The organism is Delftia sp. GW456-R20 (assembly GCF_001622915.1).
Lineage (GTDB): Bacteria > Pseudomonadota > Gammaproteobacteria > Burkholderiales > Burkholderiaceae_C > Comamonas > Comamonas acidovorans.
Genome location: NZ_LWCN01000003.1, coordinates 251,030 through 272,430, shown reverse-complemented (window position 1 = coordinate 272,430; position 21,401 = coordinate 251,030). Strand labels below are relative to the sequence as shown.

Here is a 21,401-nt window from a genome sequence, read left to right as displayed (position 1 = left end):
TGACAGCCTGCCTGCCGCCGAGGTTGCAGATTGCGCCCGGGCTCAGGCGGGCGCCATGTCCGGCTCAGGCCGTTGTGCAAACCAGTCGCCCAGAAAGCCGGTGAGCGCGCGTATTCTGGCCGACATCTCGCTGCGCGTGGCGTGCACCAGGTAGATGTCGGCCGCAGGCAGCTGCCATTGGGGCAGGACCTCGCGCAGCGCGCCTGCGGCCAGCGGCGCGGCCACGTCCCAGAGCGAGCGCTGCAGGATGCCGTGGCCGTCCAGCGCCCAGGCCAGGGCCGCTGCGCCGTCGTTGGTACTCATCACGCCGTTGACCTTGATGTTGTGCTCGCTCAGGCCCTGGCGCGTGCGCCGGCTCAGGCGCCAGCTGCCATAGGTTTCGTCGCTCTCGCGGATCACGATGCAGCGGTGGGCCTGCAGGTCCGCAGGCTGGCGCGGCTCGCCATGGGCATCCAGGTAGGAGGGCGCGGCGCACAGCACGCGGCGGTTGGGCAGCAGCAGGCGGGCGGTGAGGGCGGAGTCGGGCAGGGCGCCAAAGCGCACCACGGCGTCAAAGCCCTGCTCGACCAGGTTGACGGGCCTGTCCGTCAATTGCAGTTGCACCTGCACCTCGGGATAGGCACGCGCAAAGGCCGACAGCGCGGGCGCCAGCCGCTGGCGGCCAAAGCCCAGCGTGCAGGCAATGGACAGCGGGCCGCGCGCCGTGGCGCGCGTGCCCGAGATGCTGCGCTCCAGCGCCTCCAGGTCGGCCAGGATGCGCGCGCCATCCAGCAGGTAGGCTTCGCCCTCGGGCGTCAGGTGGATGCGCCGTGTCGTGCGCTGCAGCAGGCGCACGCCCAGGCGCCGCTCCAGCAGGGACAGGCGGCGGCTGACGGCGGGCGGTGTCACGCCCATCTGCTGGGCCGCGGCGGCCAGGCTGCCTTCGCGGATCAGCAGCGAGAAGAAACGCAGGTCGGAAAAGCCGTCCATGGTGGATGCGGTGGATGGTTGATTCGTAAATTGAACTGATGGATCAATGCAGTATTTTGCTATTTATGCAGCCTGGTTTACTGATTAGCATGGCAGGCTGACAGTCATGAACAACGTAGAAGGAATCTCCGGGATGCACACAGATCCATGGATGCCGGGCCTGCGCCAGCAGCGCATCACGGTCGATGACGGGGTGGAGATCAACGCCTGGGTGGGCGGCCAGGGGCCGGCCCTGCTGCTGGTGCACGGCCACCCGCAGACCAGCGCGATCTGGCACCGCGTCGCGCCCCGGCTGACGCAGCAGTTCACCGTGGTGCTGGCCGACCTGCGCGGCTATGGCGACTCCTCGCGCCCGGCCGGCGACCCCGAGCATGTGAACTACAGCAAGCGCACCATGGCCCGCGACCTGCTGCGGCTGATGGCCCGGCTGGGCCATGAGCATTTCAGCGTGCTGGCGCATGACCGGGGCGCGCGCGTGGCGCACCGGCTGGCCATGGACTATCCCGCCAGCGTGCAGCGTCTGGTGCTGCTGGACATTGCGCCCACGCTGGCCATGTACGAGCAGACCGGCGAGGCCTTTGCGCGCGCCTACTGGCACTGGTTCTTCCTCATCCAGCCCGCGCCGCTGCCCGAGCGCCTGATCGAGGCCGATCCCGCCGCCTATGTGCGCGAGATCATGGGCCGGCGCAGCGCCGGCCTGGCGCCCTTCGATCCCCGGGCGCTGGCCGAGTACCAGCGCTGCCTGGCGCTGCCGGGCAGCGCGCACGGCATGTGCGAGGACTACCGCGCATCGGCCGGCATCGATCTGGAGCATGACCGCGAGGACCGCCAGCTCGGGCGCAGGCTGTCCATGCCGCTGCTGGTGCTCTGGGGCGAGGAGGGCGTGGTGCACCGCTGCTTCGATCCGCTGCGCGAGTGGCAGCTCGTGGCCGACGATGTGCGCGGCCGGCCGCTGGCCTGCGGGCACTACATCGCCGAAGAGGCGCCCGATGCACTGCTGGACGCGGCCCTGCCATTTCTGCTGCAGGCCGGGTGAGTGCCGTCATTGGAGGCACTCGGTACGGCATTCGGGCAAGCCGGCAAAGAGGGGAAAGGTGTAATCACGCCATATCCGTGACGCCATATGCACGACGCCATAGCGTTTTCCTCCGAATTCAATTGGCATGCCAATCATGTGCGGCAATGGTAAGCAATTGAAAAATCCGGGTGCCTGTCTTGCGCGGGCAATGCAGGGGGCGCAGATCTTGAAAACCGCTGCAGGCAAGGCCTGGCAAGCCCTGGGCAAGGGCCTGCGTCCATGCGTGCCTGCGACAGGAGGCATGGCTGCGTCAATGCGCAGCCCATTGCCGATCTGTGGTGAAACGCCGAACTGATACAGTCGCGCGGCCCGCCCGAGGGGGAGGGTCTTATTCATCACGGGATATTCACAATGAGCAACAAGAAAACCGTAGTGGCCGCTGCCGTGGCATTGGCCGTCGTGGGCTATGGAGGAACCAACTGGTATACCGGCCAGCGGGCCGAGGCTGGCTACAAGGAGGCCGTGGCCGAATTGCGCAAGGTGCTGGGCGAGAAAGTCGTCGTGACCGACGAGTACCACAAGGGATTCCTCTCCTCCCAGGCCAAGCTGGTGCTGCAGTGGCCTGCGGCGGAAGCTCAGGCCGCCGATGCGGCTGAAACGGCTGACGCGGCAAAAGCAGCCGACACAGCTGAAGCGCCCGCCGCAGCAGAGCCGGTCGCTGCGTCCAAGCCCGTGCGCCTGGTGGTGGACACCACGGTGCGCCACGGCCCGCTGGCCGGTGGCCGACTGGCGGCAGCGGTTTCCGAGACGCGCTTTGCGCTCGACGGCCTGGACGAAAAGAGCACTCAGATGCTGGCCAAGGCCGCAGCCCCCACGCTGACCAGCGTGCACCACTTCACGGGCGGCCAGGATGTGCGCCTGCTGCTGCCCGCCGGCGAGCTGGGCGACCAGGAAGTCGCCATGCGCTGGCAGGAAATGGTGCTGGACACGGCCCTGGGCGGTGGCAGCGTCAAGGGCACCTGGCGCTGGCCCGAGGTGGCCCTGCTGGGCCTGCCCAGCCGCGACAAGTCCATGGGCGTGGAAGAGGAAGAGGGCGAGGAGGAGGAATCCGACAACGACGAGGCCCTCCCCACCCAGCCGGCCGCAGTGCCCGTGGAGCGCACCAGCATCATGCTCACGGGCCTGGAGAGCAGCTTCGAGAACAAGGTCATCGACGGCCTGTGGGGCCTGGGCCCCGGCAAGGCCAGCGTGCGCATCGCCCGCTTCGGCATGAGCAGCACGCCCGCCGAAGGCGGCGAGGCCAAGACGCTGCTGGACCTCAAGAACGTGGACGGCAGCTCGGTCATCGAGTCCGACAAGACCACGCTGGGCATGACCACCCAGGTCAAGGGCACGGGCCGCATCGGCCCCATCGATTTCGAGTCCGTGGGCTACGAGGAAAAGATCCAGCGCCTGGACATCGAGGCGCTGCGCGGCTTCCAGCGCGTCATGGTCGAGGGCTACCGCAAGGAGGGCCTGGCCAAGGCGCTGGAATCGCTGGAAGAGCAGGGCATGGGCGTGCTGATGCAGAACGCCCCGCGCCTGGTGGCGGCCCTGCCGGCCTACTCCATGAAGCTGCAGGCCACCTACCAGGGCCAGACCGGCCACCTGGAGTACGGCGCCGAAGTGCAAAGCGCTCCCACGCAGGAGCAGGTTGCCCAGGCCGGCTGGATGCCGGCGCTGCTCAAGACCTCGGCACTGCAGGCCAATGCCAGCCTGCCCAAGGCCTGGCTGGAGCCGCTGATCAAGGCATCGGGCAAGCCCGATGTCTCGGCCGAGGACGTGGAGGGCATGCTGGGCATGGCCCAGGCCACGGGCTATGCCCGCCTGGAAGGCGACAAGCTGGTCAGCGCGCTCAAGATGCAGGCCGGCCAGGTCACGCTCAACGGCAAGCCCATCGCCCTGCCCATGGGCGCGCTGCAGTAAGCGGCCATCCACCTTCCGGGCGTCGCCCCGGAAGGGGTTCTCAGGGATGCCACTGGCTGGCGCGCACCACAGGGGCCTGTGTGCTGGCGCTGCCCGCCAGCGCATAGGACAGCTGGTTGGCCGCCGCCACCACGGTCTGCGCCATGGCTTCCAGCCGGGACTCGGGCAGGCGCGATGCCGGCCCCGAGATGCACACCGACCCCATCAGCCGCCAGTGCATGCCGAACACCGGCGCCGACACCGTGGCCACGCCCTGTTCGCGCTCGCCGATGGACCAGTGGTAGCCGCGCTGGCGGATCTGCTCGTACACCGGCCCCGGCTCGCCTGAAAACGCCAGGATCACGCGCCCCGGCGAACCCTGGTCCAGCGGCAGCCCCTCGCCCATGCGCGCATGGTGGCGCAGGGCCTGCGGCCCTTCCACGCGCACGAGGCAGGTGCGCACATTGCCTTCGCGCACATAGAAGGCCGCGCTCTCGCCGCTGGCCTGCGTGAGCGCGCGCAGCGCGGGCTCCAGCACGTTCTGCACATCGAAGCCCGCCTGGTAGCGCGCACCCAGCCAGCCTGCGGCCGGGCCCAGGCGCCAGTCCCCATCGTCCCTTTGCACCATGAAGCCCGACTGCGCCAGCGTACGCGCCAGCCGCAGCACCGTGGTCTTGTGCAGCGCGCAGCGCCGGCTCAGTTCCGCCAGGGACAGGTGCGACTCCCCGAGGGCGAAGGCGCCAAGCAGCTGCAAGGCACGCGTGACGGCGATTACGCCGCCGTCCTTGGCCGCGCTGGCCTTGTCATCGGGTGGCTGCGCCGGGGAAGGGGTGCTGGGGGGCTTTTTCATGGTGCAAGGCATGCAATTGGTTGCGCTGTATGAAACGGCATTGTATGGGTTGAAACGTTTTCATAAAGTTCGTCCCACGCACCGCAGCCATGCGGGCGTTGGACACAACAAACGGAGACAAACCGCCATGCCGATTCCCTCGCTTTCGCGTTGCCTCAACGCACGCCTTCTTGCCGCCCTGGTCGGCGTTGCCGCCATCGTGCCCATGGGCGCTGTACAGGCCCAGGACACCTATCCCCGCAAGCCCATCCGCCTGGTGGTGCCGTTTCCGCCCGGTGGCGGCACGGACATGATTGCGCGCACCGTGGCCCAGCGGCTGGCGGACCACAACAAGTGGACCGTGGTGGTGGACAACCGGCCCGGCGCCGGCGGCAACCTGGGCGTGGATGCCGTGGCCAAGGCCGCGCCGGACGGCCATACCCTGGTCATGGGCCAGACCAGCAACCTGGCCATCAACCCCTCGCTGTACGCCAAGCTGCCCTATGACCCGCTGAAGGACCTGGTGCCTGTGGCGCTGGTGTCCTCGGCGCCCATCGTCATGGCCGCGCCCGCCAACTCGCCCTACAAGACCTTTGACGACCTGGTCAAGGCCGCCAAGGCCAAGCCCGACGGCCTCACGCTGGGCTACTCGGGCAACGGCACGGTGGCGCACCTGGCCGGCGAACTGGCCGAGAACGCGGCCGGCATCAAGCTGCGCCATGTGCCCTACAAGGGCGCAGCCCAGGCCATGACCGACCTGGTGGGCGGGCAGATCGATTTCTACATGTCCGCCGTGCCCACGCTGCTGGGTCAGGTGCGCAACGGCAAGCTGCGCGCGGTGATGGTCACCTCGCTCAAGCGCTCCGACCAGCTGCCGCAGACGCCCACGCTGGCCGAGTCGGGCTACAAGGACTTCGAGGCCGTTACCTGGTTCGGCGTGCTGGCCCCGGCCGGGACGCCCCAGGCCATCGTGCAGCAGCTGAACAAGGCCATCAACGACGCGCTGCTGGTGCCCGAGGTGGCCGAGAAGCTGCGCTCCGAAGGCGGCGAGGTGCTGGGCGGCTCGTCCGAGAAGTTCGCCGCGCTGCTGCGCGCCGAGGTGCCGCGCTGGGCACGCATCGTCAAGGACTCGGGCGCCAGCCTGGACTGAGACCGGGGGGCAGGGGCGCCAGCCCTTCGCTTCCTCCGCCCTTCCTCCTCCCTTCCTTTTTCTTCCTCCATCGAGATCTCGCCATGGACTGCGACAGCCTTGCCGTGCCCGTCCGTTTGGCCTTTGCCTCGGGCGGCAGCGGAACCGTCTTGCAGATGCAGGGCGAACTGCTGCAAAGGCAGGGCGGCGTGCGCTTCATCCACGTGCCCTACAAGGGCGACACGCCCGCGCTGGCCGTGACCTCGGCGGCGCGCCTGAAGGCCCTGCCTGACGTGCCCACCATGGCCGAGGCCGGCATGGTCGGCGGCACGTCCCGGCAATTGGGCGAGCTGCAGAAATCCGACTCCGCCAAGTGGGCCCAACTCATCCGCGAGGCCGGCATCAAGGCCGACTGACGCGCGCACATCTTCCTGATCTTCCTGTTTTTCTTCCCCTCATCTCACCGAACCATCATGAGCCAACTCCCAGAAATCATCCGTGACATAGAGCGCGTGGACGCCCAGGTCGTGCAACGCGCAGCAGGCTTTCAGGCCGCCATCCTGGCCGACGTGGCGGGCCGCCGCGGCACCATGCATGCGCGCGTGGCGCCCGTGCACCAGGGCATGAGGGTGGCCGGCCCGGCCTTCACCGTCGAGGTGCGTCCCGGCGACAACCTCATGATCCACGCCGCCATTGCGCTGGCCCGGCCCGGCGACGTGCTGGTCATCGACGGCAAGGGCGACCAGACGGCGGCGCTCATGGGCACGCTGATGCTCAGCGCCTGCAAGAAGCTGGGCCTGGCCGGCGTCATCGTGGACGGCGCCATCCGCGACCGCCTGGAGCTGCTGGAGCTGGACTTCCCGGTGTTCAGCGCAGGCTTCAACCCCGCAGGCCCGACCAAGTTCGTGCCGGGCCGCATCAACCACGCCATCTCGGCCGGTGGCACGACGGTTCACCCGGGCGACCTGGTGGTGGGCGATGCCGATGGCGTGGTCGTCATCGAGCGCGACAAGGCCCCCGCCATGCTGGAGCTGGCCGTGAAGAAGGTGGCCGACGAGGCCGCCCGCATCGAGGCCATTGCGCGCGGCGACACGGCATCGAAATGGCTGCCCGCGGCCTTGCGCGCGGCCGGCGTGCTCAAGGAAGGGGAATCGCTGTGAGCACCATCATCGTCACCGGCGCCGATCTGGCGCAACAGGCGCTGGACCTGCTGGCCCGGCACGAGATCGTCTATGCGGGCAAGACGCCCACCGAAGAGGACCTGGTCGCGCTGTGCCGCGCCCATGATCCCGTGGCCATCATCGTGCGCTACGGCAAGGTGGGCGCGTCCGTGATGGACGCGGCGCCCTCGCTGCGCGTGATCTCCAAGCACGGCAGCGGCACGGACACCATCGACAAGGTGGCCGCCGCCGAACGCGGCATTGCCGTGGTGGCCGCGGCCGGCGCCAATGCGGCGGCCGTGGCCGAGCAGGCACTGGCCCTGCTGCTGGCCTGCGCCAAGTCGGTGGTGGCGCTGGATGCACGCATGCACGCAGGCCACTGGGACAAGGCCACGCACAAGAGCCTGGAGCTGGGCGGGCGCACCGTGGGCCTGGTGGGGCTGGGCGCCATCGGGCTGCGCTTTGCGCGCATGGCCGATGCGCTGGGCATGCGCGTGATCGGCTTTGATCCCTTCGCAAAGAACCTGCCCGCCTACGTGCAGCCCGTGGACCTGGAAACCATCTGGCGCGAGTCCGACGCGATTTCGCTGCACTGCCCGCTGACCGAGGAAAACCGGGGCATGCTCGGCGCCGCCACGCTGGCGGCCTGCAAGCGCGGCGTGATCGTGGTCAACACCGCACGCGGCGGCCTGATCGACGAGGCCGCGCTGCTGGCCGCCGTGCGCTCGGGCCAGGTGGCGGCCGCAGGGCTGGACAGCTTTGCGGTGGAGCCCATGGTGGCCGGCCACCCGTTCCAGGGCGAAAGGAACTTCGTGCTCAGCCCCCATATCGGCGGCGTGACCGGCGATGCCTACGTGAACATGGGCGTGGGCGCGGCCCGCAATGTGCTGGAGGTGCTGGCCCGCGTGCCTGCGGCGGCCGGCGCCTGAGCCAGGGCAGGGGCGCCGTGCGCGCCCTTGGCCCATGCATGTGCATGCATGTGATTTGAGGAGACAAGCGATGTCGAGGAATTTCCAAGAGGTCCGCCGCCTGGCCTTGCGCGGCGGCCTGCTGGCCGCCGTGGGGCTGGCCGCGCTGGGCGCCCAGCCCGCGCTGGCGCAGAAGGACTATCCGGCCAAGCCCGTGCGGCTGGTCGTGGGCTTTGCGGCGGGCGGCCCCACCGACGTGGTGGCACGCGCCTTTGCCGACCATGCGGGCAAGGCGCTGGGCCAGCCCTTCGTGGTGGACAACAAGCCCGGGGCCAACACCATCGTGGCCGCGCAGGCCGTGGCTGGTGCGCCGGCCGATGGCTACACCCTGCTGTTCGGCGCCACCAACCACAGCATGATCCCGGCGCTGTACCAGGGCCGCGTGAAGTTCGACGTGGTGCGCTCGTTCCGGCCGCTGTGCACGGTGGCCAGCAGCCCCACGGTGCTGGTCGTGGGGCCGGGCATGCCGGCGCGCAGCCTGCAGGAGTACATGGACCAGGCGCGCAGCCGGCCCGGCAGCGTCACGGCCGGCACGGCGGGCATGGGCAGTTCGGGCCATTTCGCCACCGAGATGTTTGCGCGGGCCAAGGGCCTGAAGCTCAACCACGTGCCCTACAAGGGCGCGGCGCCCGTGGTGACCGACCTCATGGGCGGCCAGCTCGACAGCTCCTTCGCCACGCTGGGCTCGGTGCTGCCCCAGGTGCGCAGCGGCAAGCTCACGGCGCTGGCCGTGGCCTCGCCCAGACGCGCGTCCCTGCTGCCCCAGGTGCCGACCTTTGCAGAAGCGGGTGGCGGCGACTACTCGGCCGATGTCTGGTACGGCGTGCTCGCGCCGGCCGGCATTCCCGACAGCGTGGCCCAGGCGCTGGAGCGCGTGGCCGTGGAGTTTGCCAAGAGTGCATCGGCCGCGGACAAGCTGCACGGCCTGGGCATGGATGCCGAGTCCAGCTGCGGCAGCGCCTTCGCGCAGCGCGTGGCCAGCGAAGCGGCGTCCTATGCGCAGATCGCCCGCGAACTGAACCTGAAGGCGGATTGATTCGGCCGCCGCCCCCTCGAAAAAATCTGGAGACAAGCCATGAAATTCCTTGCCGGAACCCTGATCGCGGCCTGTGCCCTGGCCGCCGCCGTGGCCCAGGCCGCCTTTCCCGAGCGGCCCATCACCCTGGTCGTGCCCTATGCGCCCGGCGGCGGCGCCGACGCGGCCGCGCGCCTGCTGGCCACGCGCATGGGCGCGCGGCTGGGCACCAGCATCATCGTGGACAACCGGCCCGGGGCCAGCGGCACGATTGGCGCCAGCCAGGTGGCCAAGGCGCGCGCCGACGGGTACACGGTGCTCTACGACGCCACGCCGTTTTCCATCAACCCGCATCTGTTTGCCAGGCTGCCCTATGCGCGCAGCGCGCTGCAGCCGCTGTCGCTGGTGCTGCTCATGCCCAATGTGGTCGTGGTCAAGGCCGACTCGCCCGTGCGCAGCGTGGCGGACCTGGCGGCCAGGGCCAAGGCGCAGCCGGGCAAGATCAACTTCGCCTCGGGCGGCAGCGGCACGGTGCAGCGCCTGGCGGCCGAGCTGTTCCGCCAGCGGCTGGATCTGGACATGGTCCATGTGCCCTACAAGAGCGGCGGGCCGGCCATTGCCGATGTGATGGGCGGGCAGGTGGACTTCATGTTCGGCACCATGGCGGCCACCTATCCGCTGGTCACGGGCGGCAAGCTGCGCGCCCTGGCCGTGGCCGCGCCCCAGCGCTCGGCGCGCCTGCCCGATGTGCCCACCGTGTCCGAGACCGTGATTCCCGGCTACGAGGCCTATGAGTGGAACGGGATCTTCCTGCCCACGGGCACGCCCGAGCCCGTGGCCGCGCGCCTGCACCAGGCGCTGGCCGAGGTGCTGCAGGAAGCCGAGGTGCGCCAGCGCCTGAGCGACCTGGGCGCCCAGCCCATGGGAACGACGCCGGCCGAGTTCGCGGCCTTCCTCCAGAAGGAAGACGCCAAGTGGGGCGAGGTGGTGCGCAAGGGCGCCATCGTGCTGGACTGAGCGCATGGCCATGAACGCATCGACCATCGCCGTTGCGCATTCGGCCGGCACGAACCGGCCTTTCCGCACGCTGCCGCCGCTGGCCTGCGACAGTCACATGCACATCTTCGATGCGCGCTTTGCGCCGTCGCCGCACTGGCCGCGCACTCCGCCGCAGGCCGACGTGGCCATGTACCGGCAACTGCAGCAGCGCCTGGGCACTTCGCGCGCCGTGGTGGTCACGCCATCGACCTATGGCACGGACAACGCCTGCACGCTCGATGCGCTGGAGCGCCTGGGCGATGTGGCGCGCGGCGTGGCCGTGGTCGCCCACGACGTGGCCGATGCCGAGCTGGACCGGCTGGCCGCGCACCGCGTCTGCGGGCTGCGCGTGAACTTTGTCTCGCCGCAGTCCTGGGGCGAGACCACGGCCCACATGCTGGTCACGCTGGCGCACCGGGTTGCACGGTTGGGCTGGCATGTGCAGGTCTTTGTGCAGCCCGAACAGCTGGTGGCGCTGGAGCCCGTGCTGGGTGCGCTGCCCGTCCACCTGGTCGTGGACCACCTGGGCCGCATCGACCCGGCTGAAGGCGTTGAGGGCGTGGCTGGCGTGGAGGGCGCGGCCCATGCCGCGCTGCGCCGGCTGCTCGATGGCGGCAATACCTGGGTCAAGCTCTCCGGCGCCTATATACGTTCATCGGTGGGCGGCCCTTCCTATGCCGACACGCTGCCGCTGGGCCGCGACCTGGTGCGCGCCGCACCCGAGCGCCTGGTCTGGGGCAGCGACTGGCCGCACACCACCGAGGCGCCGGGCTCCGTCAACGATGCCGACCTTGTCGATCTGCTGCAGGCCTGGGCGGGCACGGACGAGGCCATGGACCGCATCCTGGTGGACAACCCCGCAAGGCTGTATGGCTTCGACGGCGCGGCCTGACACTCCAAGAAAGACAGACACCATGTTCCTGCTGCAAGCCCCCCAGGTCTGCGAACTCGAATCGTTCACCACCATGCCCGACGCCCTGCGCCGCCCCGAGCGCAGCGACTGGGCCGATGCCAACCGGGGCGGCGCCGTGACCGACTCCTTCCTCGAAGGGCCGGTGTTCGACGCGGCCGGCCATCTGTACGTGGCCGACATTCCCTGGGGCCGCGTCTTCCGCATCGATCCCCAAGGCGCCTGGACCCTGGTGGCCGAGTACGACGGCGAGCCCAACGGCATGAAGTTCCTTGACGAGCGCACGCTGCTGATCACCGACTACAAGAACGGCCTGATGCGCCTGGAGGTGGCCACGGGGCGCATCAGCCCCTATCTGCAGCGGCGCAACAGCGAGCGCTTCAAGGGCGTGAACGACCTGGTCTTCGATGCCGAGGGCAACCTCTACTTCACCGACCAGGGCCAGAGCGGCCTGCACGATCCCAGCGGCCGCCTGTACCGCCTGCGGCCGGACGGCCGGCTGGACCTGCTGCTGGCCAACGTGCCCAGCCCCAACGGCGTGGCGCTGTCGCCCGACGGCCGCGTTCTCTACCTGGCCGTGACGCGCGGCAACTGCGTCTGGCGCGTGCCCCTGCTGCCCGATGGCAGCGTGGCCAAGGTGGGGCAGTTCTTCACCTCCTACGGCCCCAGCGGCCCCGACGGGCTGGCCGTGGATGACCAGGGCCGGCTGCTGGTGGCCAACCCGGGCCTGGGCCTGGTGTGGGTGCTCAACCACCGTGCCGAGCCCGTGCAGGTGCTGCGCGGCGTGCCGGGAAGCTCGCTCACCAACCTGGCTTTTGGCGGCGCGGACCGCCGCACGCTGTATGTGACGGACTCCACGCACGGGCGCATTCTGCGTGCCCGGCTGGAGGCGCCGGGGCTGGCGCTGCACGGCTTGAACAAGGGCTGAGGCGGCCGTCGCACCGTCGCACCGTCTCAGCCGTCTCAGCCGTCTCAGCCGTCTCAGCCGTCTCAGCCGTCTCAGCCGTCGCAACCGTTGCTCAGGGCCTGGCCGGCATGTCCAGGATCTCCCGGGCTTCCTGCAGCAGGCCTATCCACAGCTGCTCCTGCTGTATGCCGGCCTTGAGCACCAGGTGCTGCAGTCGCCGCTCGCGCGTGGGCGGCTTGTCCAGGAAGTCGCGCTGCTCCAGGCGCTGGTAGACGTCCAGCTGCGCCTGGTGCAGTGCCAGCAGCCGCTGCACTTCGTCCTGCAGTCCGCAGGGTCCCACCACCGCCTCGGCCCGCAGGCGGACCATCCATTCCTCGCGCAGCGGCTTGGGGTCTTCCTGCTCGGCCACCCAGCGCTTGAGCTCCTTGCGGCCCGTGGGCAGGATGCGGTACTGGCGCTTGCGGCCCCGGCCGGATGCGGCGGGCAGGGCCTCGATCCATTGCGCCTCTTCCAGTCGCGCGAGTTCGCGGTAGATCTGCTGGTGCGTGGCGTTCCAGAAATAGCCGATGGAGCGGTCGAAGCGCTCGGCAAGTTCCGAGCCCGAGCAGGGGTGCTCGACCAAGGCGGTGAGAAGGGCGTGTGGCAGGGACATCGGCAACAAAGGGACTGGCGCTGGGCGCCATCTTACGGGCCTGCATGGAGGTGCGGCCAAGCGCTGCAGTCATTTCTGCAATTTTTTGCGCAACCAGTTGCATAAATAAAGGAGGCTGACTACATTCATGCAATCAGTTGCATAAAAAAGCGAGACAGGCATGACCCACTACCCCCACCTGAATGCTGAACTGGACCTGGGCTTCACCACGCTCAGAAACCGCGTGCTCATGGGCTCCATGCACGTGGGCCTGGAGGAGGCGCCCAATGGCTTCGAGCGCATGGCCGCCTTCTACGCCGAGCGCGCGCGCGGCGAGGTGGGCTTGATCGTCACGGGCGGCATCGCCCCCAATGAGCGCGGCCGGCCCATGAAGGGCGGCGCCATGATGGTCAATGAGCACGAGGCGGACCAGCACCGCATCGTCACGCAGGCCGTCCATGCCGAGGGCGGCAAGATCGCCATGCAGATCCTGCACTTCGGCCGCTATGCCTACCAGCCCGGGCTGGTGGCGCCCAGCGCGCTGCAGGCGCCCATCAACCCCTTCGTGCCGCATGCGCTGACGGGCGACGAGGTGGAGCAGACCATCGAGGACTTCGTGCGCTGCGCAGCCCTGGCCCGCCATGCGGGCTACGACGGCGTGGAGATCATGGGCTCCGAGGGCTATCTGATCAACGAGTTCATCGCCGCACGCACCAACCACCGCGATGACGAATGGGGCGGCAGCTACGCGGGCCGCATGCGCTTTGCGGTGGAGATCGTGCGGCGCACGCGCCAGCGCGTGGGGCGGGACTTCATCATCATCTACCGCCTGTCCATGCTGGACTTGGTGGAGGGCGGCTCCACGCTGGAGGAAGTGATCGCGCTGGCCCAGGCCATCGAGGCCGCAGGCGCCACGCTGCTGAACACGGGCATAGGCTGGCACGAGGCGCGCATTCCCACCATCGCCACCAAGGTGCCGCGCGCCGCCTATGCCTGGGTCACGCAGCGCGTGATGGGGCAGGTGGGCATCCCGCTGATCACCTCCAACCGCATCAACACGCCCGAAGTGGCCGAGCGCCTGCTGGCCGAGGGCTATGCCGACATGGTCTCCATGGCCCGGCCGCTGCTGGCCGATGGCAACTTCGTGCGCAAGGCACGCCAGGGCCGTGCCGACGAGATCAACACCTGCATTGCCTGCAACCAGGCCTGCCTGGACCATACCTTTGGCGGCAAGATCACCTCCTGCCTGGTCAACCCGCGCGCCTGCCATGAGACCGAGCTGGTGATTGCGCCTGCGCCCGCCGCCAAGCGCATCGCCGTGGTGGGCGCCGGCCCGGCGGGCCTGAGCTTTGCCGTCACCGCCGCGCAGCGCGGCCATGCGGTGACGCTGTTCGATGCGGCCAGCGAGATCGGCGGGCAGTTCAACATTGCCAAGAAGGTGCCCGGCAAGGAGGAGTTCCACGAGACGCTGCGCTACTTCCGCCGCCAGCTGGAGCTGGGCGGCGTGGCGCTGCGACTGGGCCACCGCGTGGAGGCGGCCCAGCTCATCGAGGGCGGCTATGACGAGATCGTGCTGGCCACGGGCATACGGCCGCGCGTTCCCGCCATCGACGGCGTGGACCATCCCAAGGTGCTCGGCTACCTGGACGTGCTGCAGGGCGACAGGCCCGTGGGCGAGCGCGTGGCCATCATCGGCGCGGGCGGCATAGGTTTCGATGTGGCCGAGTACCTGACCCATGCCGGCGACAGCGGCGCCGTGGCGCCCCGCAAGTTCTATGCGGAGTGGGGCATAGACACGGACTACGCCCAGGCCGGCGGCCTGGCGCAGCCGCAGGCCGAGCCCTCGCCGCGCCGCGTGCACCTGCTGCAGCGCAAGTCCACCAAGGTGGGCGACCAACTGGGCAAGACCACGGGCTGGATACACCGCACCTCGCTGAAGGCGCGCAGCGTGGCCATGGGCTCGGGCGTGGCCTATGAGCGCATCGACGACGCCGGGCTGCACATCACCGTGGACGGCCAGCCGCAACTGCTGGAGGTGGACAACGTCGTGCTCTGCGCGGGCCAGGAGCCGCAGCGCGAGCTGCATGCGGCCCTGAGCGCGGCGGGCTGCAGCGTGCACCTGATCGGCGGCGCCGACGTGGCGGCCGAACTCGACGCCAAGCGCGCCATCGCGCAAGGCACCACGCTGGCGGCCAGCCTTTGAGGGCGCCGCCCGATTCCGTTTTCCACCTCAACCACCAGGAGACAAGCATGTCCCAGCCCCCGAAGAACGCCCATCCCGCAGTCGCCCGCTCCCTGGAGCTGTGGCATCGCATGGTTGCCGCCAGCGACCTGGGCGAGCTGCACACCATCGTCCATCCCGATGCAGTGTTCCGCTCGCCCATGGCCAACACGCCCTATGCCTCGGCACCCGCGCTGATGCTGGCGCTGTCCACCGTGGTCCAGGTGTTCGAGAACTTCACCTACCACCGCCAGATGGCCAGCGATGACGGCCTGGACGTGGTGCTGGAGTTCAGCGCCAGCGTGGGCGGCAAGAACCTCAAGGGCATCGACTTCATCCGCTTCGACGAGCAGGGGCTGATCCGGGAATTCGAGGTCATGGTGCGCCCCATGAGCGGCCTGCAGGCCCTGGGCACGGAGATGGGCAAGCGGCTGGGCGACAAGCTTCCCGCCTTCAAGGCCGTGGCCTGAGGGCAGGGCGCGCCATGAAAAACGCCCCCGAAGTTTCGGGGGCGTTTTGCCGTGGGCGTCAGCCGGTCAGAGCGTGCCGGCCTTCTGGCGGGCGATGGCATCGGCCACGCCCTTGCCGTAGGCGGGGTCGGCCTGGGTGCAGTGCGCTATGTGCTTTTGCACGATGTGCTCGGACACGCCGGCGATGTTGCGCGCCGTGTTCTCGAACAGGCGCTGCTGCGCATCGGGCGTGAGCAGGCGGAACAGGTCGCCGGGCTGGGTGAAGTAGTCGGCATCGTCCTCGCGGTAGTTCCAGCGGTCGGCCGCACCGTGCAGGGCCAGCGGCGGCTCGGCGAAGGCGGGCTGCTCCTGCCACTCGCCCTTGGTGTTGGGCTCGTAGGCGATGGTGCCGCCGTAGTTGCCGTCCACGCGCATGGCGCCATCGCGGTGGTAGGCGTGGTAGGGGCAGCGCGGCGCGTTCACGGGGATCTGGTGGTGGTTCACACCCAGGCGGTAGCGCGCGGCATCGCCATACGAGAACAGGCGCGACTGCAGCATGCGGTCGGGCGAGGGGCCGATGCCCGGCACCAGGTTGGCCGGCGTGAACGAGGCCTGCTCCACATCGGCGTGGTAGTTGCGCGGGTTGCGGTTGAGCTCCATCACGCCCACTTCGATCAGCGGGTAGTCCTTCTTGCTCCAGACCTTGGTCAGGTCGAAGGGGTGGAAGCGGTAGGTCTCGGCTTCATGCTCGGGCATGATCTGCACGCACAGCTTCCAGCGCGGGAACTCGCCGCGCTCGATGGCTTCGAGCAGGTCGCGCTGGCTGCTTTCACGGTCGGAGGCGACCACGGCGGCGGCCTCGGCATCGCCGAAGTTCTCGATGCCCTGCTGGCAGACCCAGTGGAACTTGACCCAGTGGCGCTCGTTGCTGGCGTTGATGAAGCTGTAGGTGTGCGAGCCGAAGCCGTGCATGTGGCGGTAGCCGCGCGGAATGCCCCGGTCGCTCATGACGATGGTGATCTGGTGCAGCGCCTCGGGTAGGCCGGTCCAGAAGTCCCAGTTGTTCTCGGGCGAGCGCAGGTTGGTGTAGGGGTCGCGCTTGACGGCCTTGTTCAGGTCGGGGAACTTGAGCGGGTCGCGGAAGAAGAACACCGGCGTGTTGTTGCCCACCAGGTCCCAGTTGCCTTCCTCGGTATAGAGCTTGACGGCGAAGCCGCGGATGTCGCGCTCGGCATCGGCCGCGCCGCGTTCGCCGGCCACGGTGGAAAAGCGCGCGAACACTTCGGTCTGCTTGCCGATGTCGGAGAACACCTTGGCGCGGGTATAGCGCGTGATGTCACCCGTCACGGTGAAGGTGCCGAAGGCGCCCGAGCCCTTGGCGTGCATGCGGCGCTCGGGAATCACTTCGCGGTTGAAGTGGGCCATTTTTTCCAGATGCCACAGGTCCTGCAACAGCATCGGGCCACGCGGGCCGGCCGTGAGCGAGTCCTGGTTGTTGGCAACCGGGGCGCCTGCGGCGGTGGTGAGCTTGTGGGTCATGGTCTCTCCTTGATCGAGGGGTGGTAGCGGCGCCGGCTTGCACGCAGGCAGCGCGGCGCTTGGAAAATCAATAGCTGTGTGCTATCGAATTGCTTTTATTGTTGTTTCGTTCTATGGATGCGGCAAGGCTTTGGCGATTGGCAAATCTCAACTGCGCCATAGCCAAAAAATTTCACCGCCCCCCGCATGCGCCGTGCCGGGCATGCTTTTTGCCAAGGCATTGTGTTGCGCGGGCGGATACGGCCCGTGTAGGCCGTCGCCCTGTCAGCCAGAGACCAGCTTGTGGACCAGATCGGCGGCCGTGGAGGCGCCGTACTTGCGCATCAGCCGTGCGCGGTAGATCTCCACCGTGCGGTGGCTGATGGCCAGGGCACGGCCGATTTCCTTGGAGGTAAGCCCCTCCAGCAGGCGGGCGGCCACCTCGCGCTCGCGCCCCGTGAGCTCGGCCTTGACGGGACGGTGGGCGCTGAGGTCCTCGAAGCTCCAGATGCCCGAGGCATGCGGGTCGCTGCGGTCCAGCGTGCGGCCCGTGACATGGCACCAGAACGTTTCGCCGTTGGCGCGCTTCATGATGCGGTTGTCCGAGTAGAAACCCCGGGCGTTGAGAATGGGCGCGATGCGCGCGCCCAGCCGCTCGTACTCGTCGGCGCTGGGGTAGAGGATCTGGAAGGTCTGGCCGATCAGCACCTCGCGCGAGGCCTCGAACATCTCGCAGACCTGGCGGTTGCAGTCGATCATGGTGCGATTGCGCGAGATCACGAGGCCGACGGGGGCGGCTTCGAACGCCAGCCGGTAATCTATATCCATGGGCAAATCTTTACGAAAAACTACCTATGCAAGTACGTAGTATCGTAGCGCATCCAATCTGAAGGAGACATGTGTGAAAAAGCTCTACCCCTCCGCGGAGCAGGCGCTCCAGGGCGTCGTGGCCGACGGGCAATTGCTGGCTGTGGGCGGCTTCGGCCTGTGCGGCATTCCCGAGGCCCTGATCGACGCGCTGCGTGACAGCGGCGCCAAGGGCCTGACGGTGATTTCCAACAACGCGGGCGTGGACGGCTTTGGCCTCGGCAAGCTGCTGGAGACGCGCCAGATCAAGAAGATGATCTCGTCGTATGTGGGCGAGAACAAGGAGTTCGAGCGCCAGTACCTGGCCGGCGAGCTGGAGCTGGAATTCACGCCCCAGGGCACGCTGGCCGAGAAGCTGCGCGCAGGCGGCGCCGGCATTCCCGCCTTCTTCACCAAGACCGGCGTGGGCACCATGGTGGCCGAGGGCAAGGAGCTGCGCGAATTCGACGGCGAGACCTATGTGATGGAGCGCTCGCTCGTGCCCGATGTCTCCCTGGTCAAGGCCCACCGTGCCGACAAGAGCGGCAACCTGCAGTTCCGCCTGACGGCGCGCAACTTCAATCCTGCCGCCGCCACGGCCGGCAAGGTCTGCATCGTGGAAGTGGAAGAGGTGGTCGAGGTCGGCGAGATCGCACCGGACGACATCCATCTGCCCGGCATCTACGTGCACCGCATCGTGCACAACCCGAATCCCGAAAAGCGCATCGAAAAGCGCACCATCACAGAAAAACAAGGAGCCTGACCATGCCGTGGACCCAAGACCAGATGGCCGCCCGCGCGGCCCAAGAACTCGAAGACGGCTTCTACGTCAACCTGGGCATCGGCATTCCCACCCTGGTGGCCAACCACACGGGTGACAAGGAAGTGTGGCTGCAGTCCGAGAACGGCATGCTGGGCATCGGCCCCTTCCCGACCGAGGATGCCGTGGACGCCGACCTGATCAACGCCGGCAAGCAGACCGTGACGACGATTGCCGGCTCGTCCATCTTCGGCAGCGACCAGTCGTTCGCCATGATCCGCGGCGGCAAGATCAACCTGTCCATCCTGGGCGCCATGCAGGTGTCCGAGAAGGGCGACCTGGCCAACTGGATGATTCCCGGCAAGATGGTCAAGGGCATGGGCGGCGCCATGGACCTGGTGGCGGGCGTCAAGCGCGTCATCGTGCTCATGGAACATGTGGCAAAGAAGAAGGACGGCACGACCGACCTCAAAATTCTTCCCGCCTGCACCCTGCCTTTGACCGGCGTGGGCGTGGTGGACCGTATCATCACCGACCTGGGAGTGATGGACGTGACGCCGCAGGGCCTGAAGCTCGTGGAACTGGCCCCCGAAGTGAGCTTCGAGGACATCCAGTCCAAGACCGGCGTGACGCTGATTCGCTGATGTTGCCGTGCACGGCCTGCCTTGGCAGGCCTGCGCAACGAGAGCCCGCCTTGCGCGGGCTCTTTTGCTTATATTTCAGATTTCGAGCCAATGGGAGCCTCTATGACGGATGTCGCGGCCGTGCGCAATCCACCGACAGCGCAGGGATGGAAGGACGAGGGCGTGCATTTCCTGCGCGCCGTCACCGACATGGCCGAGCATTGCAACGTGGTCACCGGCGAGCCCATCTTCAACGACAAGGGCGTCAAGCTCGTGGACAAGGGTGCGCGCATCGACGGCAACATGTACGAGCGCCTGGTCAAGCACAAGCTGCGCGACCCCATCGACAAGCACCTGGGCGTGGACAACCGCGTGGACGTGCTGGCCATCGAAGCCCAGGCCATGGTGCAGTGCGAGACCGTGGACCTGATGCGCCGCCTGGTGCAGTCGCTGGGCGGCACGGACCGGCTGCTGGCACCGCTGCGCCTGATGGTGCTGCCGCCGCAGATCGCCTTCAAGCTCACGGTCATGCGCGAGCAGCGGCCCGAGCTGTTCGCCCACAGCCTGCAGATGATGCTGGTGGCCATCTACCTGGCGCTGCAAAGCGAATGGAGCGAGCGTGAATGCGGCCCGCTGGCCACGGCGGCCCTGCTGCACGACGTGGGCATGCTCTACATGGACCCGGCCTGGACCGACCCCAACTACCGGCTCACGGGCGCCGAGCGCAAGCACCTGGTGGCGCACTCGGTCACGGGCATGCTCATCATGCGGGGCGCGGGCGCGTATTCGCAGGACGTGGAAATGGCCGTGCTCGAGCACCACGAGCGCATGGACGGCACGGGCTATCCGCGCGGCGTGCATGGCGAAGCCATCTCCAAAATGGGCCGGATCCTGTTGCTGGCCGAGGTGGTCTCGGCCTTCTTCGACAAATTCCAGGACCTGCCCGGCCAGCGCCTGTCGCTGATGCTGCGCATGAACCACCGCCGCTATCCGGCCGATCTGGTCGGCATCCTGCTGCCGCTGCTGTACGACGAGATCTCGCCGGGCACGCCGCTGCCGCCGCTGCAGGCCGAGGTCACGCACAGCGTGGCCGCCCTGTCGGCCGCCTTCCAGATGTGGGACACGTTCAGCCAGGCCTTTCCCGAGCGCTGGCAGGCCATGCCCGACCACCAGGCGGCCGTCTACATCGACTCCAGCATCGGCGGCCTGCAAAAGCAGCTGGCCGAGGCCGGCCTGCATCCCAGCCAGCAAACCGACCTGCTGGCCTACCTCAAAGACGATGTGCAGGGCATGAGCGAGCTGGCCCTGCTCAGCCGCGAGGCGCTGTGGCAACTGCAGGCCATCGTCAACGCCTGCCTGCGCCGCTGGCCCGCCATCAATGCCCGCACCCACGCCGTGGACACAGCGGTCGCGCAATGGTGCGAAGCCTGCATGCAGATCGACGCAACACCCCCAGCGGGCGGCGCAGCGAGAGCGCCAGCGCACTGAGACAGCCGGGCTTGCCCGGCTTTTTTACATCCGTGGATCTCTTGGGAAATCAAGAGTGCTGTATATTCATACAGTATTTGAAATTTCCCCATGACCACGCCCCACGCCTCCCAACCTGCGCAGCCCGCCCCCATGGCGGGCGCGGCGCGTGTGCTGCCTCAGTTGCAGGGCGTGTGGCGTGGCGATGGCTGGCAGCAGGCGCTGCAGCAGCGGGTCCAGCCTTCGGGCCATGCGCTGCTGGATGCGCAATTGCCGGGCGGGGGCTGGCCGCTGGGCGCCATGGTCGAGCTGCTGCAACCCGCGCATGGCCATGCCGAGTGGCCGCTGCTGCTGCCGGGCCTGGCGGCCCTGATGCAGCGCAGCGCGGGCCAGGTGGTGCTGGTGGCGCCGCCTTGCAGGCCTTTTGCACCGGGGCTGGAAGCGGCAGGCGTGGCGGCGCACCGGCTGTGCTGCGTGGAGGCCGACACCCACCCGGACACCCACCCCGGCGCTCACCCGGCAGGCGATGGGGCAGGGCTGGCCTGGGTCTGTGAGCAGGCACTGCGCTGCCGCGACGTGCTGGCCGTGCTGGCCTGGCTGCCAGCCGGTCTGCCCATGGCCACGCTGCGCCGGCTGCAATGGGCGGCCGCTGCGCAGGGGCGCATTCTGTGGCTGTGGCGCGAGGCCTCGGCCGCCCTGCAGACGGTGGCCTCGCCCGCGCCGCTGCGGCTGCGCGTGGAGACAGAGTTGGGGGAGCCGGGCGAAGGCGGCACGCCAGCCTGCCTGCGCGTGCAGTTGCTCAAGCGCCGGGGGCCTGCGCTGGAGCATCCCTTGAAGCTGCCCCTGCACCACTGGGCCTGGCAGGACGTGCTGCAGGCCCAGGCCCAGCGGCGCACCCGGCAGGCGGACGAGGCGCAGCGCTGGCTTCATGGACACGGGCAACTGCTGCCCGCCGAGGCGCCCGCCCTGCAGGCGGCAGCGCACACCCTGGGGTGAGAT

At 68.5% G+C, this 21,401-nt stretch carries 21 protein-coding genes and 1 pseudogene; 16 read left to right on the top strand and 6 right to left on the bottom strand.

The features are described from left to right. Nucleotides 1–42: 42 nt before the first annotated feature. Complete coding sequence (locus A4F85_RS02560; RefSeq protein ID WP_063325566.1) at nucleotides 43–969, bottom strand: LysR family transcriptional regulator; 927 nt, start codon at nucleotides 967–969, stop codon at nucleotides 43–45. Nucleotides 970–1,102: 133 nt separating this feature from the next. Here A4F85_RS02560 and A4F85_RS02555 point away from each other — a divergent pair, with 133 nt between their 5' ends. After that, the gene (locus A4F85_RS02555) at nucleotides 1,103–2,005 is read left to right on the top strand and encodes an alpha/beta fold hydrolase (RefSeq protein ID WP_063325565.1); all 903 of its coding nucleotides are present in this window, start codon (nucleotides 1,103–1,105) and stop codon (nucleotides 2,003–2,005) included. A 6-nt stretch (nucleotides 2,006–2,011) separates the two neighbouring features. Here A4F85_RS02555 and A4F85_RS30215 read toward each other — a convergent pair whose 3' ends face one another. Then, nucleotides 2,012–2,383: a hypothetical protein gene (locus tag A4F85_RS30215; RefSeq protein ID WP_156516918.1), complete on the bottom strand. Its 372-nt coding sequence runs from the start codon at nucleotides 2,381–2,383 to the stop codon at nucleotides 2,012–2,014. Nucleotides 2,384–2,398: 15 nt separating this feature from the next. Here A4F85_RS30215 and A4F85_RS02550 point away from each other — a divergent pair, with 15 nt between their 5' ends. Continuing rightward, nucleotides 2,399–3,952 (top strand): YdgA family protein, encoded by a 1,554-nt coding sequence (locus A4F85_RS02550; protein WP_063325564.1) that lies wholly within the window; start codon nucleotides 2,399–2,401, stop codon nucleotides 3,950–3,952. Between the two features lie 40 nt (nucleotides 3,953–3,992). Here the strand turns inward: A4F85_RS02550 and A4F85_RS02545 are convergent, their stop codons facing one another. Further along, nucleotides 3,993–4,781, bottom strand: coding sequence for an IclR family transcriptional regulator (locus A4F85_RS02545; protein ID WP_063325563.1), 789 nt, complete (start codon nucleotides 4,779–4,781; stop codon nucleotides 3,993–3,995). Nucleotides 4,782–4,908: 127 nt separating this feature from the next. Between A4F85_RS02545 and A4F85_RS02540 the strand changes: the two genes are divergently transcribed. The 8 genes and pseudogenes from A4F85_RS02540 to A4F85_RS02505 all read left to right on the top strand — a co-directional run bounded on the left by A4F85_RS02540 (nucleotide 4,909) and on the right by A4F85_RS02505 (nucleotide 11,908). After that, nucleotides 4,909–5,910 carry a Bug family tripartite tricarboxylate transporter substrate binding protein gene (locus tag A4F85_RS02540; protein ID WP_063325562.1) on the top strand — a complete coding sequence of 334 codons (1,002 nt, stop codon included), beginning with the start codon at nucleotides 4,909–4,911 and terminating at the stop codon, nucleotides 5,908–5,910. Nucleotides 5,911–6,011: 101 nt separating this feature from the next. Then, nucleotides 6,012–6,305 (top strand): annotated as a pseudogene (locus A4F85_RS02535) (tripartite tricarboxylate transporter substrate-binding protein); the annotation flags it as partial. A 57-nt stretch (nucleotides 6,306–6,362) separates the two neighbouring features. Further along, the gene (locus A4F85_RS02530; protein ID WP_063325560.1) at nucleotides 6,363–7,049 is read left to right on the top strand and encodes a methyltransferase; all 687 of its coding nucleotides are present in this window, start codon (nucleotides 6,363–6,365) and stop codon (nucleotides 7,047–7,049) included. After that, a complete protein-coding gene (locus A4F85_RS02525; RefSeq protein WP_063325559.1) occupies nucleotides 7,046–7,978 on the top strand; it encodes an NAD(P)-dependent oxidoreductase in 933 nt (310 codons plus the stop codon). Before A4F85_RS02530 ends, A4F85_RS02525 begins: the two co-directional genes overlap by 4 nt. Nucleotides 7,979–8,048: 70 nt before the next feature. Continuing rightward, entirely contained in the window at nucleotides 8,049–9,053 is a 1,005-nt protein-coding gene (locus A4F85_RS02520) for a Bug family tripartite tricarboxylate transporter substrate binding protein (protein WP_063325558.1), read from the top strand. A 39-nt stretch (nucleotides 9,054–9,092) separates the two neighbouring features. Next, nucleotides 9,093–10,049: a tripartite tricarboxylate transporter substrate binding protein gene (locus A4F85_RS02515; protein WP_063325557.1), complete on the top strand. Its 957-nt coding sequence runs from the start codon at nucleotides 9,093–9,095 to the stop codon at nucleotides 10,047–10,049. A gap of 4 nt (nucleotides 10,050–10,053) precedes the next feature. Then, nucleotides 10,054–10,962, top strand: a complete 909-nt coding sequence (locus tag A4F85_RS02510) for an amidohydrolase family protein (protein WP_063325556.1) — start codon at nucleotides 10,054–10,056, stop codon at nucleotides 10,960–10,962. 22 nt (nucleotides 10,963–10,984) lie between these two features. Then, entirely contained in the window at nucleotides 10,985–11,908 is a 924-nt protein-coding gene (locus tag A4F85_RS02505; RefSeq protein ID WP_063325555.1) for an SMP-30/gluconolactonase/LRE family protein, read from the top strand. 91 nt (nucleotides 11,909–11,999) lie between these two features. Here the strand turns inward: A4F85_RS02505 and A4F85_RS02500 are convergent, their stop codons facing one another. After that, nucleotides 12,000–12,539, bottom strand: a complete 540-nt coding sequence (locus tag A4F85_RS02500; protein ID WP_063325554.1) for a PadR family transcriptional regulator — start codon at nucleotides 12,537–12,539, stop codon at nucleotides 12,000–12,002. 160 nt (nucleotides 12,540–12,699) lie between these two features. Between A4F85_RS02500 and A4F85_RS02495 the strand changes: the two genes are divergently transcribed. After that, the gene (locus A4F85_RS02495; protein WP_063325553.1) at nucleotides 12,700–14,721 is read left to right on the top strand and encodes an NADPH-dependent 2,4-dienoyl-CoA reductase; all 2,022 of its coding nucleotides are present in this window, start codon (nucleotides 12,700–12,702) and stop codon (nucleotides 14,719–14,721) included. A gap of 47 nt (nucleotides 14,722–14,768) precedes the next feature. Beyond that, nucleotides 14,769–15,209 carry a nuclear transport factor 2 family protein gene (locus A4F85_RS02490; RefSeq protein WP_063325552.1) on the top strand — a complete coding sequence of 147 codons (441 nt, stop codon included), beginning with the start codon at nucleotides 14,769–14,771 and terminating at the stop codon, nucleotides 15,207–15,209. 66 nt (nucleotides 15,210–15,275) lie between these two features. Here the strand turns inward: A4F85_RS02490 and A4F85_RS02485 are convergent, their stop codons facing one another. Both A4F85_RS02485 and A4F85_RS02480 read right to left on the bottom strand, forming a co-directional pair. Further along, nucleotides 15,276–16,727, bottom strand: coding sequence for a catalase (locus A4F85_RS02485; protein ID WP_013802010.1), 1,452 nt, complete (start codon nucleotides 16,725–16,727; stop codon nucleotides 15,276–15,278). Nucleotides 16,728–16,991: 264 nt separating this feature from the next. Continuing rightward, entirely contained in the window at nucleotides 16,992–17,534 is a 543-nt protein-coding gene (locus A4F85_RS02480) for a PAS and helix-turn-helix domain-containing protein (RefSeq protein WP_012206070.1), read from the bottom strand. 73 nt (nucleotides 17,535–17,607) lie between these two features. On the opposite strand from A4F85_RS02480, the gene A4F85_RS02475 reads away from it, so the two are divergent. The 4 genes from A4F85_RS02475 to imuA all read left to right on the top strand — a co-directional run bounded on the left by A4F85_RS02475 (nucleotide 17,608) and on the right by imuA (nucleotide 21,398). Next, nucleotides 17,608–18,315: a CoA transferase subunit A gene (locus A4F85_RS02475; RefSeq protein ID WP_013802011.1), complete on the top strand. Its 708-nt coding sequence runs from the start codon at nucleotides 17,608–17,610 to the stop codon at nucleotides 18,313–18,315. Nucleotides 18,316–18,317: 2 nt separating this feature from the next. Continuing rightward, on the top strand, nucleotides 18,318–18,956 hold the full coding sequence (locus A4F85_RS02470) for a 3-oxoacid CoA-transferase subunit B (protein ID WP_012206068.1): 639 nt from the start codon (nucleotides 18,318–18,320) through the stop codon (nucleotides 18,954–18,956). A 102-nt stretch (nucleotides 18,957–19,058) separates the two neighbouring features. Next, nucleotides 19,059–20,423, top strand: a complete 1,365-nt coding sequence (locus A4F85_RS02465; RefSeq protein ID WP_013802012.1) for an HD-GYP domain-containing protein — start codon at nucleotides 19,059–19,061, stop codon at nucleotides 20,421–20,423. A gap of 90 nt (nucleotides 20,424–20,513) precedes the next feature. Continuing rightward, complete coding sequence (gene imuA, locus A4F85_RS02460) at nucleotides 20,514–21,398, top strand: translesion DNA synthesis-associated protein ImuA (protein WP_063325551.1); 885 nt, start codon at nucleotides 20,514–20,516, stop codon at nucleotides 21,396–21,398. The last annotated feature ends 3 nt before the right edge of the window (nucleotides 21,399–21,401 follow it).

Coding starts and splice junctions, on each gene's coding strand:
- A4F85_RS02560 (WP_063325566.1), bottom strand. CDS start 969: ATGGACGGCTTTTCCGACCTGCGTTTCTTCTCGCTGCTGATCCGCGAA.
- A4F85_RS02555 (WP_063325565.1), top strand. CDS start 1,103: ATGCACACAGATCCATGGATGCCGGGCCTGCGCCAGCAGCGCATCACG.
- A4F85_RS30215 (WP_156516918.1), bottom strand. CDS start 2,383: ATGAATAAGACCCTCCCCCTCGGGCGGGCCGCGCGACTGTATCAGTTC.
- A4F85_RS02550 (WP_063325564.1), top strand. CDS start 2,399: ATGAGCAACAAGAAAACCGTAGTGGCCGCTGCCGTGGCATTGGCCGTC.
- A4F85_RS02545 (WP_063325563.1), bottom strand. CDS start 4,781: ATGAAAAAGCCCCCCAGCACCCCTTCCCCGGCGCAGCCACCCGATGAC.
- A4F85_RS02540 (WP_063325562.1), top strand. CDS start 4,909: ATGCCGATTCCCTCGCTTTCGCGTTGCCTCAACGCACGCCTTCTTGCC.
- A4F85_RS02530 (WP_063325560.1), top strand. CDS start 6,363: ATGAGCCAACTCCCAGAAATCATCCGTGACATAGAGCGCGTGGACGCC.
- A4F85_RS02520 (WP_063325558.1), top strand. CDS start 8,049: ATGTCGAGGAATTTCCAAGAGGTCCGCCGCCTGGCCTTGCGCGGCGGC.
- A4F85_RS02515 (WP_063325557.1), top strand. CDS start 9,093: ATGAAATTCCTTGCCGGAACCCTGATCGCGGCCTGTGCCCTGGCCGCC.
- A4F85_RS02510 (WP_063325556.1), top strand. CDS start 10,054: ATGGCCATGAACGCATCGACCATCGCCGTTGCGCATTCGGCCGGCACG.
- A4F85_RS02505 (WP_063325555.1), top strand. CDS start 10,985: ATGTTCCTGCTGCAAGCCCCCCAGGTCTGCGAACTCGAATCGTTCACC.
- A4F85_RS02500 (WP_063325554.1), bottom strand. CDS start 12,539: ATGTCCCTGCCACACGCCCTTCTCACCGCCTTGGTCGAGCACCCCTGC.
- A4F85_RS02495 (WP_063325553.1), top strand. CDS start 12,700: ATGACCCACTACCCCCACCTGAATGCTGAACTGGACCTGGGCTTCACC.
- A4F85_RS02490 (WP_063325552.1), top strand. CDS start 14,769: ATGTCCCAGCCCCCGAAGAACGCCCATCCCGCAGTCGCCCGCTCCCTG.
- A4F85_RS02485 (WP_013802010.1), bottom strand. CDS start 16,727: ATGACCCACAAGCTCACCACCGCCGCAGGCGCCCCGGTTGCCAACAAC.
- A4F85_RS02480 (WP_012206070.1), bottom strand. CDS start 17,534: ATGGATATAGATTACCGGCTGGCGTTCGAAGCCGCCCCCGTCGGCCTC.
- A4F85_RS02470 (WP_012206068.1), top strand. CDS start 18,318: ATGCCGTGGACCCAAGACCAGATGGCCGCCCGCGCGGCCCAAGAACTC.
- A4F85_RS02465 (WP_013802012.1), top strand. CDS start 19,059: ATGACGGATGTCGCGGCCGTGCGCAATCCACCGACAGCGCAGGGATGG.
- imuA (WP_063325551.1), top strand. CDS start 20,514: ATGACCACGCCCCACGCCTCCCAACCTGCGCAGCCCGCCCCCATGGCG.